The organism is Streptomyces sp. NPDC044064 (genome assembly GCF_056434245.1).
This window is the reverse complement of the sequence record NZ_JBWKFN010000009.1, coordinates 278,790-296,934: the sequence shown is the minus strand read 5'-3', so window position 1 is coordinate 296,934 and position 18,145 is coordinate 278,790. Positions and strand designations below refer to the sequence as shown.

Sequence of the window (18,145 nt, the reverse complement as noted above, 5' to 3'; positions counted from 1 at the left end):
GGCCTGTAGGCCCCAGATGATCTGGGGCCTACAGGCCCACCTGCATGACGCCACCTGTCACCGTGTTCTGGCTGCCATCGTCGGCGACTGCAGCTCGGCGAAGTAGTGCTGCGCGCGGGCAGGCTTGGGGGGCAGCGGAGCCGCACAGGCGGCCCGCCGGCCGGCTTCCAGTTGCCGAAGACGCATCTGAGTCTCGGTGACGACCTGGACGTGGCGTCGGGCCCGCTCCTGTCTCTGGGTTCCTGCCTCGTCGGCTTCTGCCTCCTGAGCCATGGGTGCGGTCCTCTCCCTTCTTCGGGTTCTGCGGTGAGTCCTCTGTCAGTTTCGGCCGGCGCCTGCTGTCCGCGCGAGTGGCTGCTGAGCCTGCCGCGCGGCCTGGTCCTGCGGGCGTATCGGTGTGACGGCAGGGCTCGCTTCCTGCGCCGCTGCCTCCTGCGGGCGCTCCGTCGTGAGAGCCTGGACGCGCTTGCCGCTGTCCTTGAGAAGGCTCGCCACCCGGGCCTGGTTGGAGGGGCGCCCGCGCCGCTCCGGCTCGGGTGCGCTCGTGGGCTTCTCCGGACCGGCTGACGGTGCTGCGGGCCCGGATACCGGCTGGGACTCAGCGGACGGCGGCACGGATGCGGGCGTGTCCCCTCCTGCCGAGGGTCCCGCGCTCGCCGGGGGCTCGGCTGCGGGCCCATCCGGGGTCGGTGCCTCGCTGGCCTCAGCGGCACCAGCCTCAACGGGGCTGGCTTCGGCCGATGCGGAGTTCGTGGTCGGGGCCTGCGGCGCGGCTTCCGTCGGCAAGTTGGCGCGGTAGGTGGCGAGTTCGGACTCTGCGCGCAGCAGGGCGTGCTGTAGTTCGTCCGGGTCGGTGATGAGCATGGCCCGGCGGGAGGGGCCCTCGGGGCGCGACGCATCCGCCTCCGAGACGATGCCCAGTCGCTCCATGACTGCCAGCGCATGCTGGGCACGTTCGAAGGTGTCCGGGTCGTCGGCCAGAACTAGCGGCGAAGGCTCTTGAGTGGCAAGGGCTCGCTGTGCGAACTCGTGGATGTCCGTCGCGGTCAGCCGCGCTGCGGCAGCTGGGTCGGGTGTGGTGTCTCCGCTGATGGTGCGGTGAATGCGCTCGGCCCAGGCGTCGAGCAGTTGGCGCCGCGGGTTGCGTTCCGACAGGGTTTCCGCGAGCTCAAGGACTGCGGTCCGAATACGGCTCCACTCTCCGATCCGGGCGGGGCTCTCCACGTTCTTGAGTAGGAAGCCGATCCGTTCGGAGGGATCGAGGGCTGCGTCGAGACCGTTGCTCTCACCGCTCTGCGCGGTGAAGTCGAGCCAGGCCAGTAGCGCCCGGGCGTGAATGTCGGCTCGAAGTGTGGGCGACTCGGGGTCGTCCGGGTCTAGCGCTTGCAGTTCCTTCCATGCCGTGCGTGCCTGCTGAATGGCCGTTTCGAACACGGGATTGGGCTTCTTGCCCGTGTAGTGACCGGGTACCCGGCTCTCTCCTTCGCTGATCCTGCCGCGGAGGAGATCAACGGTCTCGCTGGCCCAGTGGTGCACTGCCTCCCACAGAGCCGTGCTGAGGCGCCATCCCTTGCGCTCGGACACCTCAGCCAGGTAACCAGCCAGGGTTGCTATCATTTCGGCGCCTCGGATCTTCAGCGTCCGCCCGAGACCATTGAGCTTCCGGTCGCCCTGGAAGCGCTCCAGTGCGACGTCCAGGCGCGTCCAGCGGCGGGTGAGGTCGGCAGCTGCCTGGGCTGCCGGCGACCGGCGAACACTGGGAAGGGAGTTGCGCAGCGCGTCCCAGGTGAGGGCCTCTGGCCAGCTTGGGATCGGGAAGCGGCGCTGGTTGGGCGGGGCGAGCGCCTCCAATGCGGTGACGAGCTTGTCCATCTCCCGCGTGACCGCGAGGTAATGTGTCAGCCCGATGCCGGGCTCGAGGACCCCAGCGGCCTGATCGGCGGTGTCGGTGGCTGCCCGCGTGAGTGCGCGGAGTGTCTCGGGGACCGGGTGGGTGCGGACACCTTCGCGCGCCAACTCCTCGGAAAGCGCCGTGCTGTTGATGCTGATGGCCCGGGCGACCGTTGAGGTGAGTGCAGCCTGCCGACGCTGGCGGGCATGCTCGCTGCTGCTGGTGTCGGTTCGGATGGCGGTAAGCGCAGCGTTGGCGGCCGCGACGAGCAGAAGGATCTGCTGGTAGCGCTGGTCTTCGCCCAGAGGGGGCCGTTCCAGGACCGTCCGCCTCTCCATGGCGGTGAGCGTCTCGAACTCCTGCATCAGCGGCTGGAGGTCGAGTGGGACCGTGAGCGTGACCTGCTCACCTGCGGCGGCGAGAGTGGCGTCGGCCTCCTGCGCCTCTGCCACCAGGCGCTCGCGGATGGGCGTCGTCGACGCGGCAGCCTGCGAAGCTGCGGTGGCAGTGGGTGCTGTCTCGCTGGATTCAGCCGCCTGGATGACGGGTTCCAGGTCGGCGGCCAGCTGCTCCGCGGGCAGGGCCTGCGCGGGCTCGGCGGTGTCGGTCGCTGCCATGATTCGGAACTCCTCCTGGAAGTGTGTCGCCTGCTGGGCGCGTTGGCGCTCCTCCATGACTTGGTGGATGGCTTCGGATGCCCGGCGGAAGGCCGAGTCGGCGCTTTCGTGCGGGTTGCGTTCGGTGAAGGCCGCGTAGGTGGTGTGCTCGGCTCCCATCTCCAGGGTGTCCTGGAGGTGCAGCGCCAGCTTGATCACGGTTGCCTCGGGCAGCCGTGCAGCGCCGAGCATCACGCCGATCGCCTGGGCCGCGTCGACCGGGGGCAGGAGACTCTTCTCGTCCTGCATCTTCTTGAGTGTCTCAGCGGCCCGGAGTTCAACGACCTGCGCGAGGGCCTCGTCGAGGGGGAGCTGGCCTTCCGTGAGGGCCTGATGCAGGGCGGCATCGCCTTGATTCAGGCGCAGTTCGTCAGGGTCCTTGGCACCCTCGATAAACACGGCGTGGACAGGGCCGTCCCATTCGGCGGTCAGCGCGGCCTGACGGATCAGCGCGTCCTGGCCGCCTCGATCGTTGTCGAGCACGAGCACAAGGGGTTGCGGGCCGTCGTGAAGGGCCGCGAGTTCGGCGATGTGGTTGGTGGTGAGCGCTGTGCCGCAGGGGGCGACGGAGACGCCGGGGCGCTCGGGGTCCGGGTGACCGACGGCATCCAGGGCCGCGGTGTTCGCGTTGGCATCGAAAGACCCCTCGCTGAGGTAGATCGGGCCGCCGCGTGCGGCGGTGGCTTGCCAGCCGTCAGGCCCGTACAGCTGCTCGCCCTTCTTGAAGACGGCGGTGTTCTTGGAGCGGTACTTGCCGTAGACCTCAATCGCCGTCGGATCCAGAGCGCGGCCGATGAAGGAGACGACGCGGCCTTGCTCATCGCGGATGGGAAGCACCACGCTGTCGATGAACTGATCGACCTCCTTCCCCTTGTCCGTGATGTTCAGAAGGCCCGCGTCGACCAGCTCGTCCTTCGTGAATCCCTGCTTGCGCAATTCGTTGGTGATCGCGCGCCAATTGCGTTTCCGTCGTCCAGCGGGCGCGTAGCCGATGTTCCAGCGTCGGGCTTCGGCCAGTTCGGTGATGCCGCGCTTCTCGGCGAGGTGCGTTTGGGCGGCAGCCGCCCCCGGGGTGGCCAGCGCTTGTTCGAAGAGAGGGAGAGCAGCTTCGAGGGCGGCGTAGATCCGTTCCGGGGCGACCGGTTCCTGCTCCCGATCGCCGGTATCCACGGGAGAGGGTGCGGCTGCGCGCTGGTCGCGCGGGCTCTCCTCCGTCAGGGACGTTTCTTGGGCGCGGGCGCGTGAAGTGGGGCGTCCGGTGGCGGCGAGTTCGGGCTCTGGTGCCCTCTCGGAGGCATCCTGGGACGCGGGCGAGGCTTCGTCGGGTGCGGGCGACGCGGCTGCCTGCGGCTCGGCTCCGGCGTGCGCTTCGGGCGTATGCATGCCTTCCTGAGGCTGGGGAGGGTTGAGGCCCTGCGTCGCGGTCGAGGAGTCCCTCTGGGCGGCAATGCGGAGGCGTTGGGATTGCAGCCACTCGTCGAGCGGAACAGTTCCGAGGCGGCTGTACGTGTTAACCGGGACAGAATGGAGCCGCTTCACTTGCATGTCCGCGATGACGGTTGCCAGGATGATCAGGTCTGTCATTTCGGACGCTTCATCGGCCAGCCTCTGTGCCTCCTGGCGGGCGATCGGCGAGGGTCCGCTTGTTGCTTGCGGTACAAGTCGTGGTCCGGACGGCGCCGTCTGGCCGCTGGCCTTCAAGCGTGCAGCAATGGCCTTCATCAGCCGTGGGTAGGGGGATTCTTCACGCGGCGGGCGCACGCTGGGGTTGAGCGGCGTCATGTCGGTGGGTGCCACAGTCAGGACGGGCTCCGGGTCGTCTTCGAGGCTGAAGACGATGCCCGCGGGCGTTGCTTCCCAGAAGAGCGGCAACTGCCGCTTTCCGATGTGCCCGTACATCGTGCGCGTGGCTGGGGCGCCGCCATGGTGCAGGGCATTGCGCACGTCTGCTGCGAGACGGTCCGAGGCTAGGTTCTGGAAGGCGTAGGCGTCACCGTTCACGGTGAGCACGACGACCTGGCCCGCGGGCTGGGGGGTGGCGGCGGTGCGGGGCTGCGCCGCCCTTGTGGGCTGGGCAGCCGGAGGGGGTGCAGCCATGGGCTTCTCCATCGGCTCGGTGGTGTGCTGGGTGTGTTCCGGAGTGGCCGTGGGCGGCTCCGGGTCTGCGGTGCTCGAGGCGGCGGCTTGCTGATGGGCACGCGGTTGGGGGGCGGAGGAGACGAGGGTTAGTTGAGGTTGGGCGGCCGATGCGGCCTCGGTCGGCTGTTGCAGTGCGGTGAGTACTTTGAGCAGCGCGTTGGGGTCCGGGAGTTGCGCGACCAGCTCATGTCGGCGGCGGCGCTGTTCTGGCGTTCCGGTCGCTGTCCGGGCGGTGCGGACTGTGAAGGCTGTCGTGTAGTTGGCGACGGCGCTTCCCTCGGGGGTGATCGCGATCGATCCGTCCCAGCCGGCGATGTAGTCGAGGTGGCTGCAGACCTGGCGGGGGTCCAGTCCGAGCATCTCGGCTTCGTCCGTAGCGCGGGAGCGGTGCCCGGCCACGGTCTCGGTGAGCTGGCTGATGGTGGGGGGCGACTGGGTGGTGTCTTGGAGCAGGGTCGTGAGGTCGGCGTGGAGCGCGCGTTGGACTTCGCCGACCAGGCGGTGTTCTTCGGTGTTGGTGATCTGGTCGAGGACCGTTCGGGCGTTCTCCTCGAACTGGGCCAGAGGGTAGGCCTCCTCCCAGGCGGCCTGGCCGATGACCTGATCTGCACCGTCGGAGAGATAGGCGGCGGCGAGCGCCGAGAGGTCTCGGCGTGGGGTCCGCGTGTAGCGGCGCTGTGCTCTGTCGAGGGAGGGCCAGAAGCTAGTCTCGGCGGTGCTCGCAGGTGTGGCGGGTGGTGCCTGGAGGGCGGGCAAGTCCAGTGCTGCGCGCGCCTTGTTGTGCTTGTCCAGCCAGCCCACGCGCTGAAGCATCCAGGCGAGGCGGTCTTGGGCGGAGCGGTAGGCGGCGTGGACGGGTCCGTTGAGACGGCGTGTGTTCATCAGGCGGCCGTCGTTGAGGCTGCCGTCCCAGCCGGCTGCGTCGGCCAGCACCGCGGTAACCGCGCCCGCGTCGATGCCACGGCGTTGTGCTTCGGCTTCGGCCTGCTCAACCACGTGAATGAATGCACTGTGGCTACGCCGGTAGGCCTGTTCGGTGGGTACGTCGCGCCCGTATCCGCGCGCATAGTGCAGGACGCCGGGTGCGATCATGGCCGTCTGGAACTGCTCTTGCGCTTCTTCGGCACCGGCGACGAGTTCCTCACGGAGTGCCTGGCCGGCTTGGGAGGCCAGGGCGCGTACGGAGGAGTTGCGGGTTCGGCTGAGCGCATTGCCAAGTGCGGCGTCGAACTCTGCCAAGGGGTTGAGCTGTTGGAATAGGGCTCGTGCGTCGCTTCGGACCTTCGGGTCCGTGATGTGTCGCGTCGCCTCGGACCGCGGATCGGTGTGGGGGTTGGTGGCTGGCGGCAGCTCGGCGCCGCGACTGCGCCATGCCTGTATCCGCTTTCCTCCCATGCGGCCGATCTGCGGCCACTTGGCGATATGGAAGGGGGACCGTGTTTCCTCTTCGGCTGCTGACGGGGGTATCGCGATAGTGCCGGAGTCGGTGGTGGGCGTCTGCCTGGTCGGCACTGTCTGCGTGGGGGATGCGGCTTGCTCGGCCCTGGGGTCCTCCGCGGGCTCGATGTCCTGGTCCATGCCCTGGGCGGGCGTTGCCGACTGCGTGGAGGTGATCTCGACGGGTGTGTTGTTGTGATCTCCGAAGAGTCCGGCCCCATCAGTTTCGACTACGGCTTCTTCCGCTGAGCGTCCCCCGTCGGCGTCCCAAGTATCGAGGCCGCCGGGGTCCGAGACGACATCGGCCAGCACCGCAGGCGCCGAGGTGGTGCGTACTACGGCGCTCCCATCTGCGCCCTCGGGTGCGGCCATCCCAAAATGCGCCTCTGCGCTTGCCCCTTGGCGTATCGGTGTGTTCCGGCGGCGCGGCTGGGGCGGCCTTGCCGTGGCATCGTTGCTGGCAGCAGACTGTTCAGCCGTTCCTGCCTGCTCGGTTGAGCGGGACGAGGGCGAGTCGCCTTCGGCGCGGGCTGCCTCGGCCGGTTCGTCCGCGAGATCATCCACGATGCTGCGTCGCCGCGTTGGGGTGGAGACCGCTTCAACGGCGAAGAGTGCGTCTTCGTCCCCTGCCTCACGTGTCGGCTGGTCGCCTTGGACCTGGCTGGGCGCAGTCATGGGTGTCGCGGGATGGGATGTCTGCTGTGCCGCTGTAGCCTCGGTGGCTTCCCTAGCTTTGGTAGCAGCGCGCTCGGCGGCCCGCCGCTCCAAGCCGGCGACGTCCGCGTCGAGGCGCTGGGCCTGGACATCGAGCGCGGTGCACAGGACGAGCATGTCTTCGCCAATGCCGGACTGTGTCCTTACAGACAGCGGCAGTTCGGCGTTGATCTGCTGGACCCTGGGCAGCGCTGCGCGCAGTGCTGTGGCTCGTTCACGGCAGCCTTCGGCTCCGCTACCCGCGGTTTGCAGCGGTGCGAGCTCCTGCTCGACCTCGTCCAACGCTGCGCTGAGGCCGGGCACCGTTTCCGAGCGCCGCTCGGCTTCCGCCTTGAGCCGGGCAAGCAAGGAGTTGGGGCCAGCTATGCGGTTCATGTCGAACTGCATGGCGCTGAGGGAGCGATGCGGCCCGAGCAGCCGTGCCAGGTCTTCGGGACGGCGTCGTTCGCGGGGAACGACCGGCAGTTCCTCGCTGGCTTCCGGGAGGTAGGGATACTCGTCCTCGCCGAAGCGAAGGCCGATGTGGGGTGTTCGGTTAGTGACGTGGAAGATGTCCGTCACCGCGAGGCCGGTGCGCCCGCGGGCCACGAGGTCACCGACGCGGACTTGGTCGGCTCGGCGTGGCTCGGGCCGCAGGTCGTCGCGGTACTTGCTGGGGTCGACAACTACGCTGGCCGGCAGGCGTGTGATGAGGACGTGCGGTTCGTCCGCGGCCAATACCTCCCCTGTCCCAGCGTCTGTGAGAGTGGCCTCGAGCAGCGCGACGGAGCCCCCGAGCTGCCCGTCGTAGGACGGATACACCAGGCCTTGGACCCTGACTACCTCGGGTTTCTCAGCCAAGCCGCGGGTGCTGTCCGGCCATTCGAGACCGCCCCGGCCGACGGTGAGGGTCACGTGGTCGCCGGGCTGCATCTGCTTCGGCGTGATCTCGTGAGGCTCTGGCGTATCCGGCCGCGATTCCGCCTCTTGCGCGTACTTGTCGCGAGGTTCGGGCGCATCGTCGTCGAGCTGTACGAACTGGCCGAGCTCGCCCAGGTCGCTGAGGGTGAAAGTGATGCTGTCACTGGTCTGGACGAGGGGGTGGCCGTTGCTGTCGAATCGGCGCAGTCCAGTGGCGCTGTGGTCGGTCCGGGCGAGGGGGCGTCCGCTCTCGTCCCACAGGCGGACTCCGTCGAGGTGGATGTCTCCGCTGTCCGGAGACACCGAGGTGGCGGTCGCCCAAAGAGTGATGAGGTGCGTGGCTCCGAGCGCTTCGGAGAGGAGGAGTCGGCCGTACAGCGTGCTGGCCGGCGTCTGCAGTTGGACGCGTTTCCCAGCCTCGAGTTCGAACGGCAGGACGCGGGTGCCGAGGGTCTGTCCCTGGTCGTCTACCGCGGACCGCTGCGGTTCACCCGTTGCCAGGGCTACGCGCTCGTCGGGGCCTACGGTGCGTGGGCCTGCGGTGGTCAGCAGCGTGATCTGGTCGTCCGTGCGGTGCGTAATGGACAGCACCCGCTCCGGCAGCGTGGGGTCCGCCTCATGCCGCAGTTCCGTGCCGTCCTGGATCTCCCGGCCCCAGATGCGTCCGGTTCCGGCTCCGTTGTTGTCCGTTCGCTCGCGTTCAAGGTCGTAGCGTCGTTCGGCGTTGCGGTGTTGGTCGCCGAACTGAGTGGTATGTTCGGCGTCGATGCGCAGGAAGGCGAGCTTCCACCTCTCCCCGCGGTCACTGCCGCGATCGTCGGGGCGGACGTCGGGGGCTGCCCAGTTGAGCGGGTTGCCGTCGGCGTCGCGCAGGGTGGCGACGAGCGCGGCCCAGCCTTCGGCAGCTTTGCGGGTGGGGTGGTTGGTGCGTGCCTGGTGGTTTGGGTCGCTGGCCGGGATGAGGCTGTTGCCGCTTCGGGCGGTCAGGACGAGCCACCCAAGGGGTGCCGAGATGAGCGCGAACTGTCCGTCCGCGGAGAGGTGCACGGTCTCGGGGTTCTGGGTGGCGATGTTCCGCAGCGCGGTGCGGTGCTCCTCGGGCAGCGCCGGGTCGGCGCCTTGAGCCCAGTAGGCCAGCAGATCGTCACGGCGGCGGAAGGGGCCGATGTCCGGGTCGGGGTCTTCTGGCCGCTGTGCCTCGAGTGCTGCGTCGTCTGCGGCGGCTCGCTGGGCCTGGAAGCGGAGTCCGGTCTTGTTGTGCAGCTCGTCGTAGGCGTAGCCAGGGATGGTCTGGGTGTAGCGCAGCTCGTCGCTGGTGGTGAACTGTGCCCAGTTGATGGGGGTGCCCTCGGCGGTGGTGGCGTGCTCCAGGAGGTCGGCGAATTCGGTCGCGTCGCGCTTGGTGTCGTCGCCGTCTCCGTTGGAAATGAGGGTCCCGCTGGCGGTGTGGACGGTGTACCACTTGCCCTTGCGGTACAGCGGCTTGTTCTTGGCTGTGGACTTGGCGACGAGGAACGAGCCGCGCTCGGTGACGTGTGCGCTCGCCAGGTCGAGGTTCGCCAGGAATGGTGGCTGCAGGGTGGTGAGGTAGTCGAGGGCCTCCCGGCGGGTTTCGGCGCGCTGCTGAGGGGTCGGCTCGGCCGGCTCAGCGGGAGGCGGTGGGGTCCGCTCTGCGGTCAGGTGGATCAGGCCGTGTAGTGATCCGGTGGCGAAGTCATAGACGCGCAAGGTTTCGCCGAGTCCGGTGATTTCCTGTCCGGTATCGCGGTGGAAGTAGCGGGCCTCGAACAGATGCCAGCCACCTTCGACGTCGCCGACCCGTGCCTCGACTGCGACCCACGAGTTTTGCCCCTTGAACTGGGCGAGGTCACCAGTGACGAAGTGGCTGCCGAGGCTGAGCGCACCTTCCTCGAAGCGGATGCGGTCGCCGCGCTGGACGTCCGGGGCCTGGATCCAGCGTCCCAGGATGTTGCCGTCCGAGTCATAGGCGTGGGGGTCGAGTTGATCGCCGAGGTCCAGGCGCTCATCGTCGTCGACCCGGATAGTGGAAGCACTGGTGGTGATAGCGCGTCGGTCAGATCCGGGGATCGTCTTGACGCTCAGGACGCGTACGGGGATGTCGCGGCCGGCCGAAGTGGAGCGGTAGCTCAGGAGGGTGTCGGTCGTGACGTCACGGGCGAAGATGCGGCCGCGGCCGGCGCCGTTGTTTTCGGCGTCGGCCAGAGCGATGGCGTATTTCTCGACGGCGTCACGGCCCTGGTCGCCGTGCTGCTGGGCGTGTTCGGCGCCGAGGCGGAGCAGCGCCAGTGGCATGGGCTCGTTCTGGTCGGTGTGGAAGTCCCGCAGGTCGAGTGCGGGGTTCTCCCAGGCGATGGGCTCGCCGTTGTGTCCGCGCAGGGTGGTGAGCTGGTGGGCGAAGTGCTCGGCGAGCTCGCGGCTGGTGTGGTGGCTCGTTTCGAGGAGGCTTCCGCCGCTGCGGGCGGGCACGACGGTCCAGGGGTGCGCCGAAACGTCGTCGCCGATGTGCTCGATCAGGGTGAAGAGCTTGTTGGCCGAGAGGTGAAGGGTTCGGTTCGGGTCAGCAGCTGCGGCTCGCAGGAACTGGCGGGCTCCCTCAGGGAGTTCCGGATCGCCGCCGGCGGACCAGTAGGCGCGCATGGAGTCTTGGTCCCGGAAGGGGGCGGCGACGCCGTCCTCAGGGTGTGGGAGGGTCGCGCGCTCAGCGTCGAGAGCCGCCTGCCGCTGCTCCTCGGCAGCGGCCGCCTTGGCTGCGGCGAGTTCGTCCCGGGTGCGTTGGCTCACCTCCCCCAGAGAGAAGGCCAGTTGCCCGATGGCCTGGTCGGTGGCCTCGTAGGTGTCAAGGTGCTCCCAGTCGACTGGCTGGCCGTCTTGCGTCGGGGTGGCAGCGATGGCGTTGGCTATGGCCAGGGCCTCGCTCTGGGTGGTGTGGCCGGCGCTGTCACCGACGACCGCACCGAGGCCGATGTGGACGATGAACCAGTGGTTCTTGCGGCCAACGGCGGTGATGTCGCGCTGAGTGGCAGTGGCGCGGGCGATCAGGAAGCCGGGCGGGTCGCTGAGCTTGCCGTCCGCCAATGCAAGCACGGTGGCGAGGCGGGCGCTCCGTTCCCCAGCGGCAATGTGCTCTGCCGCGGACTGCGGGGTCGAGAAGCGGGGCGCTGCAGGCTGGGCCACGTTCTCCTCAGGGGGCACCGCGACCTTGCGGTTTGGCGGGGAGGGCGCTTCACGAGAGTGGGCCTGGTTCCCCGGCACGTGGGTGACTGCTGTCAGGGCTGCCGGAGCGTGCTCGGGAGCGTTCTTGAGTAGCCAGCGGGCGTGTGTACCGTCGGGGTCGAGGCCCGGTGTGAGGGTGCGGATGACCGCGACGGCTGTGTACCAGTTCCTGCCTTCGGCGTCGCGGAAGCTGCGCAGTCGCTCGGTGAGACCCGGCTGATCGAAGTCGAGGGGTTTCCCCTCGTGGTCCCGTAGCGCCTCAAGGGCGGTGGCCAGTGTTTCCGCCTCGCGCTGGGTGCGGACGGGGAAGACACCGGCAATGGTCTGGAGCCGATGAGTGGACTGGAGCACCCAGTTGGAGACGATCCGGGGTGCACTGTCGGCTGTGTCCCAGAGCTGGGCCCGATCGTTGAGGGAAGCATGGTCTGCGCGGGTCCGGGTCTTCCTGTCGCCGCGGTGCAGGACGATCCGCTTGCCGGGCGAGAGGCGCACTGGGGCGAGATCGATGGTCCTGCCGTTCTCATCGATCGCTTCCTCGCCGGCGGCACGGCGGCAGTACTCGACGAACCGCTGCTCGGCGGTGGTTGCGGCGTCGGGCAGGTTGCGCAGGTAGGTACGCAGGGCCCGGCTGTTCGCGAAGCGGGGAGCGGGCGGCTTGGCCTGCGGGCTCTTGGCAGCCGGGTGGTGGTCGCGGAAGTAGGCGGCCATCGCCCCATGAGGACTTCGGTAGGCGCGCTTCTCTGTGCTCCCGTCGCTGTGGTGGACGCGATACCCGCGCTTGCGCGTGCGCCGCGGATCGTCGAGGGGCTCTTCGGCGACTTCCGGCATGCCGTTGGTGTCATGGGCGATGTGCGCGAGCGTGGTGTCGTTGTGGTCGAGGATCGCGATGCGGCCGTGTACGTCCCGGGCACCGAGGTGGAGGTGCTGCCGGGCGCGCTCCAGCGTGATCGTGCCGACGGTGTGCAGGTCCTGGGAGAGTCCGCTGCGCGTGGCCCGCTCGGCGTCGAGCCGGGTGCGGAGTTCCTGAAGGGTGATGAGGCGCCGTGTGAGCGGCTCCTCGGGGTCAATCTCGGTCAGTGCATGGGGGTGGGCGGAGTCCAGCCAGGTCGTAAGCCGGGTGATCGCCTGGTGCAGTTCGATGTCGGTGAGAGCCTCGGGCGGCCCGATGTCCGGCGCCGGGGGCAGCGGGGTGTGGAGTTCGTCGTCGGTGGGTTCGCTCAGTTCCTCGATGGCGTCGGCGACGGTGACGAGCACGGTTTGGTGGTCTTGGTGGTCCTTGCCGCGGACGGCCAGGACTTCGTGGAAGCCGTGCACGTCCGGACCGGTGCGCAGGGTGAAGGTGTTGACCGTGGTGATGGTCTTCCACTGGTCTCCTATGAGGACCTCGAAGAAGGGCTCGAAGGACGCCGGTGTCCAGGCCATGCTCCGCTGAACGTATGGAAGGGCGCGCAGTACGTCTCGCTGAGTGGGGGTCAGGTCGGGCCAGTCCCGCGATTCGGCTGGGCTTGCCGGGGTGTCGGCCGGGGTGATGGCGGGGCTGCGCAGCAGCGTCTGGGTACGGCCGTTGTGCCGCTGTGCGGGTTCGGCGACGGTGCCGGTGACGGTGACTTCCTGGCCGGGCTGCAGGCCAGTGGGGACGTAGGGGGTGGCGTCCAGGCGAAAGGCGAGGATGGTGTTGTTGTGCGCGCGGATGGTGATCCAGTGGTAGTCGCCCTGGGTCGAGGTCTTCTTGCGGTTGCCGACGACTTGTCCGCTTCGGGTGACGGACTCACCCAGAGGAAGCTGGTTGTGGGCGCCGTCTGCCGAGGTCGTGGGCGCGTCCTCCTTCGATTCGGAGTTCGACGAGGACTCCGTTGTCTGGTCTGCGGCAGCGGTGGCAACGAGCGTGCGGGTTGGCGGCTGTTCTTCGGCGGGGGTGGGAGCTGTGGTGAAGGTGCGGTGGGCTTCGACCAGTGCCTCGTGGAAGCTGAGGCCGCTGCTAGTCCTGAACGTGGTGAGTAGCGCGGCAAGATCGGGGCTGTCCCAGTCGAGGGGGGAGCCGGTGTGGTCTACGAGCTCACGTTCCAAGTGCTGGGCCAAAGCGTGCGCCTGGTCGCGGTCGGGCATCGGTGGCAGGCCGAGGTCGAGCGCGGCGGTCGCGGGGAGGATGTGCCAGGCAGGGGTGTAGCCGCGGTCGGCACCGATGACCAGACCGCCTGCCGTTAGCTCGAAGGTGTCGTTGGGGGTGATCCAGCTGCGGGGCCAGGCTTCAACGACGTCGCGGAGTGTGCGTCGGTGCTCGGCCGCCTCGCTCGCGGGGTACCACGTCTTCACCTGGAGCGCGGTCACGGTTTTGATCAGGTCTTGGTGCGCGGCGAGCCGCTGGTCGATGCTGGGCGAGGCCCAGTCAAAGGGCTGCTGGCCTACCGCCATGTCCTCCAGCGCCTGCGCCAGCTCCAGGGCGCGGTCCACATGGTGCGTGCTGGCCGTGGTGACGGTAAGGCTGCTCCCGGTGTGCTTGATCACAAAGGACCCGCGGGAGTCTTGCCGGGCGACAACGAGGTGACCGCGCTGGGTGAGGTGGGCGGTGTCGTCCAGGTTGTCGGCTGCCCTGCGGGCGTTGTCTGCGTGGAGAGGGGCGTTGGCGGGGTCCGGAGTGTTCCTCCAGTGCGCGCGGACCTCATCGATGCTGGTGAACCGTCGCTCGGTCGGGAGTTCCTTGGGGGTCCGAGAGGTGGTCTCCAGGCGTTCGCGGATGATGCGGCAGTGGTGTGCGACAGCCCGCAGTGCCTCCTGGTCGGCTGGATCCTCGTAGGAGTGCTCCAGGGCTGCTTCGACCCGGACCGCGGAGTCGGTGGACGCCTGAAGGGTTGCTATGAGGAGGCGCAGGGGGCGTTGGTTCTCCAGGAGCCAGAAGACGTGATCGAGGTTCTTGTCGAGGTCCTCGCGGGGGTAGCGCAGGTTGGAGCCGCGGTCCACCCCTGCGCTGGCGGTCTGCCGCCAGGTGTCGATGCTCTGCCGGAGCTCGTTCAGAGAATGCTGGAAGGACTCGCTGTCCAGGATCGGGAAGTCCGTGAGCGTGTCGACGCTGTCCCGAATGGATCGGGCCAGCGCCTGCTCTTCGACTTCGGTGGGGGTCTTGAAGAGGCGGACGTCGTCGTGGTCGACGGACACTCGCCATTCACCCGGGGTCAGTTGGCGTACGGGCTTGCCGTAGAAGTGCGCGTCGCGGGAGAAGTGCAGCACGGCCTCGGGGCCGGACCAGATCTGGTTGCCGTACTTGAGCTTGCGGTCCGGCATGAGGTCCGCGGCAAACACCCGGGGTGGTGGGGCATCGCTGGCGAGGAACGCGGCGTAGGTGGTGGTACCTCGGGTCTGCTGGCACTGGTCGATGTGCCGGCGGATCTCCGCAACAACTTCTTCGCGCCGGTCGGTGACCTGTTGCGGGCGACGGTAGTTGTCGTGGTCGAGCGTCGTGAGGTGTTCGAGGAGGACCTCGTAGTTGTCCTCATCGGTCAGGTGCCTGTCGGGCCGGCCGTTGCTCTCATAGGTGTGCTGCTGATTCTGCAGTACCTCGACAATCGTCACCTTGGCGGTCTCGACGGCGAGCTGCTCCTGCAGGTAGTGCACGCTGCGGGTCGAGGGGGAATGCCCCTCCATGTACATGATCCAGTTGTGCAGCTTCTTGAGAAGCTGGTCTTCGCTGGCGCGGTGTTCCTCGCGGGTGGCGAAGGGACCCTCTTGTACGCGGTGCTCCTGTGCGCGGTAGTTCTCAACGCTGGCCCTGCCGTCCTCGATGTCCGAGGAAACGTTCCGGCCGAGTGCCGTCAGACCGCGGACCGCACCGAGGGCAGCAGTGAGTCGCGTCTCCCACTTCCGGGCGCGAGGCTCCCATCCGCGGCCGCCGCCGCCACGAATCTTGCGGAAGCCGGCTGCACGCAGTACCTCCTCGGCTCGTGCGTCGCCGGGCGCGACACCGCGGACCAGGCTCTCCAGTGGATGCCCTCGGTGGACGACCTGGATGGTGACGGCGTTGTAGGCATCCTCGTCGACGCTGGGCTCGCTCTGCTGCGCTTCGGGTGCGGGCCCTGGCGGCTCGGGGGACGTCTCCGCCGACGTCGCTTCGCGCGGTCCTGCTGCAGGGACAGCCTGGGGCATCGTCTCTGAGTTCTGCTGGACTGTGCGCAGTTCCACCTTGCGGCCGAGGGCGCGCAGCCCGGTGACCGCCTGCTCAGCGCGTGTGCGTCGTGCGTCGGGCTCGATGCGGGCGTCGGTGTCCCAGTTGACTCCGCTGGAGCCAGTGATGGGCCGGAAGGACGCATCGCGCAGGACGGCTGCTGCGGCCCGGTCGTACCGGGCGAGGCCCTGTACGCGTGATCGTGTTCCTGGCCTGTCGTCGTGGACGACGACTATGTTGGCCGCGTTGGTGATGGTTTTAGGGGTTTCGGGCCAGTTCTCTTCCTCACGGGCCCACTGATCGCGCGGGGCTCGGGCCTCCCACTCCTCCACGGTGTCGAAGAGTTGCTCGTCACTCATCTCGCGCAGAGGCGACGGCTCGGTCCACTGCTGCTGGATCTCGGTGATCGCGCGGTCTACCTGGTCGCTGTGCTGGTGCAGGAGCAGGGAACGCAGGTGGCTGCTGGCAGTGAAGAGCGGCTCGAGACCCGGAGGGGTGTAGACGTCGATGTTGCCGGCCGTCTCGTCGACCAGGTCGTAGATGCTGCGCGTGGTGCGCAGGAGCAATGCGTAGTCGGTTGTCTCGATCGCCTGGTCGATGTCAGCGAGGAGTGGGGGCAGGGCCGTGGCCAGCGGCTGGAGGCGATCGTGCTGCGGGTAGGTGGTATCGGTTGCTGCGACGAGGGACGCGGCCTGGTGGACGACCCGGGCCATCAAGACGAGGTCGGGTGTTGAGGGCTGCCGGGCCTTGTTGGCGTGCACAATCTCGTCGACGGTGAGTGGACGGTCCAGCATGGCGTCGAATGCGGCCTGGTCTGCCGTGATCTGGACCGTGCGCTGGCCGAGTGGCCATGTGACCGGGTCCACTTCTCCATAGGACCCCACGATGTCGGGGGTGTGGTTGCCCCACGTGTCCCCGGACAGGGCGGTGACACCCTCCATGTGTGCTTTGAGCTGTCCCTCGGGGGTGGTGGTGAGCTCGCGGATACGGCCGCGCAGTTGGTAGACCTCCCGGTATTCCATCTCGGGGAGTTCGCGTTCGCGTCGGGTGTGCCGGACCCCGGCGTGCGCGTCGATCTGGATCCATTGGCCCGGCTGCAGAAGCGTGGACTCGACGCGTCGGCCGATGGTGCGGCCTGACGTGTCGACGGCCTCCGTCTGCTCTGCGACGGGAAGGGCCATGTTGCGCGGGACCGCTACCGTCTGGCCGCCGTCCAGCGTCATCTCTACTTCACCACGGGGCAGCAGCGTGCGGGACGTGACGAGGACGTCACGGGACGGTTCGCCGGCGTGTGCTGGCACGTGGACCCAGCTGTTGTCGGGGACCTCGTCGGGCCAGACGTGCCCGTGAGGTGCCTCGCCACGGGAAGCGCCCTGGTCCTCGTAGGGCTGGTAGGTCCGAGCGGCAACGTAGAAGGGTTCGCGGCCACGGCTGCGGTCGAACTCGACCCGCAGGCGTGCCAGTGCCAGCCCGAGCGGCTCCCCTCGGTCGCTGCGCCACCCGTCGAAGGCCGGGCGGAAGTCGGTTGCTGCCCAAGGAAGCGGTGCGCCGCCCTCGCCAGTCACGTCGGCGAGGTGCTTGGCGAATGCCTCTGCCTCCGTCTTGCTGGCGAAGCTGAGGTTGTCCGCAGTGCTGTCGAACGGCATGCCGGCACCGGACGGTGCGAGGCGCCAGTCGCGGGTGCTGCCGAAACGGATCAGTCCCCCGGCCATGACCTCCATGGACGCGTCGGCGGCCCGGTGGTTCCACGCCAGTTTCAGGGGGCCGTTGCTGGTGTGCTGAGCCCTCTGCCGGTAGTAGGCACGCAGTTCTTCCAGATCTTGCGGGGCCTGATCAGGAAGCGCCGGCAAGGCCTGCGTATGGGACGGCTGCTGAGGCGGGGCCTGGGTGTCGGGGGTCGCCGGGGACTGGGGATCGGGCATGGGGACTGCGACCTCCTTCTCGCGCGTGGCGGCATGCCGCCAGATGACGGGGGCCCTCATGGTGTGCTCGTCCAAGGCGGTGAATTCGCCCGAGATCTCATAGTTGTTCCGGTCGGCCAATGCCAGGGCTTGCGCGGTACGGACGGCGCTGATGTGGCGCCCGGGCCTAAGAAGCGGGGCAGACTGCCGGAAGTTGCCCAGCCGCACACCGTGACAGTCACACGAGAGGTAGTGGCGGACGCGGCGCTTTTCGTCGGCGGCGAGGTAGAGCCACTTGGTCTCGCCGGTGCAGCCATCACGGTGGTACGGGACGGCGGCGTCCTCGTCATCGATCGTGCCCGTGTCCTCCTCCGGCTCCATGGGCTGGGCCGGTGCATCAGGCATGCCATCGGTATCCGGGAGTTCGACCTGCCCTGGCACGGGGCTGACAGGCGGCAGCGCGGGGGCAGTGGCGCGTCGGTCTAGGCCGTACGCGCTGGGTTCCATCTGGCGCCAGTCCTGGCCTCCGCCGCTTGTTAGCACGGCAGCTGGGGAGCTCTTCTCCTTTTGTGTCTCTGGCTCTGGGGAGGTGCTCTGTTCCGGCTCTGCGGCGGCTGTGGTCGGCGGGACTGCTGCCGATGCAGGGGTGGAGCCGGTGTCCGTCGGCGCGGCGGAGGACAGTCCTTCGCGTGCAGCGGCAAGCACGGACCGAAGCGCGGACACTCTGCCGCGGAAGTCCTTGTCATCCGCGGACAGGGAGCCGATCAAAGCGTCAGCCTGGTTCGCTGCGTCAGCGAGGGAGCTCGCTACGTTGTCTGGGTGCAGCGGCCTGCGGACGGCTGCCCGGGCACGATCCTTGAGGGCTTCCAGGGCGGGGACGTGATTGACCGGCATGATCGGGGCACCGCCGACCGTGTCGACGGCCGTCCGGACCCGTCGGCGCAGCGCGGTGAGTGCCACTTCGTCGGAGGTGAAGGCCCAAGCTCCGGTCGCCGCCCGGAGGATGCCGTGCTTGAGGTGGCTGTAGTGGATGGTCTCCTGTGTCGGCTGGCTTTCTCGCTCTCCGTGAAGGGTGACGGTGCCGGTGTCGGACCGCTCAAGGCGCTGGAAGATGAAC

The 18,145-nt window shown here is 68.4% G+C and carries 2 protein-coding genes (1 of these 2 running past the window's edge); both read right to left on the bottom strand.

The genetic code is table 11. From position 1 onward, the window contains the following. Positions 1-57 precede the first annotated feature (57 nt). Positions 58-273: a hypothetical protein gene (locus tag AC07DS_RS17455; protein ID WP_479146213.1), complete on the bottom strand. Its 216-nt coding sequence runs from the start codon at positions 271-273 to the stop codon at positions 58-60. 45 nt (positions 274-318) lie between these two features. After that, positions 319-18,145, bottom strand: partial view of a hypothetical protein gene (locus AC07DS_RS17450; RefSeq protein WP_479146211.1) — the 3' portion only. Its footprint extends 14,954 nt past the window's final position; only the last 17,827 of its 32,781 coding nucleotides appear in the window; its start codon lies off the right edge, out of view; its stop codon occupies positions 319-321.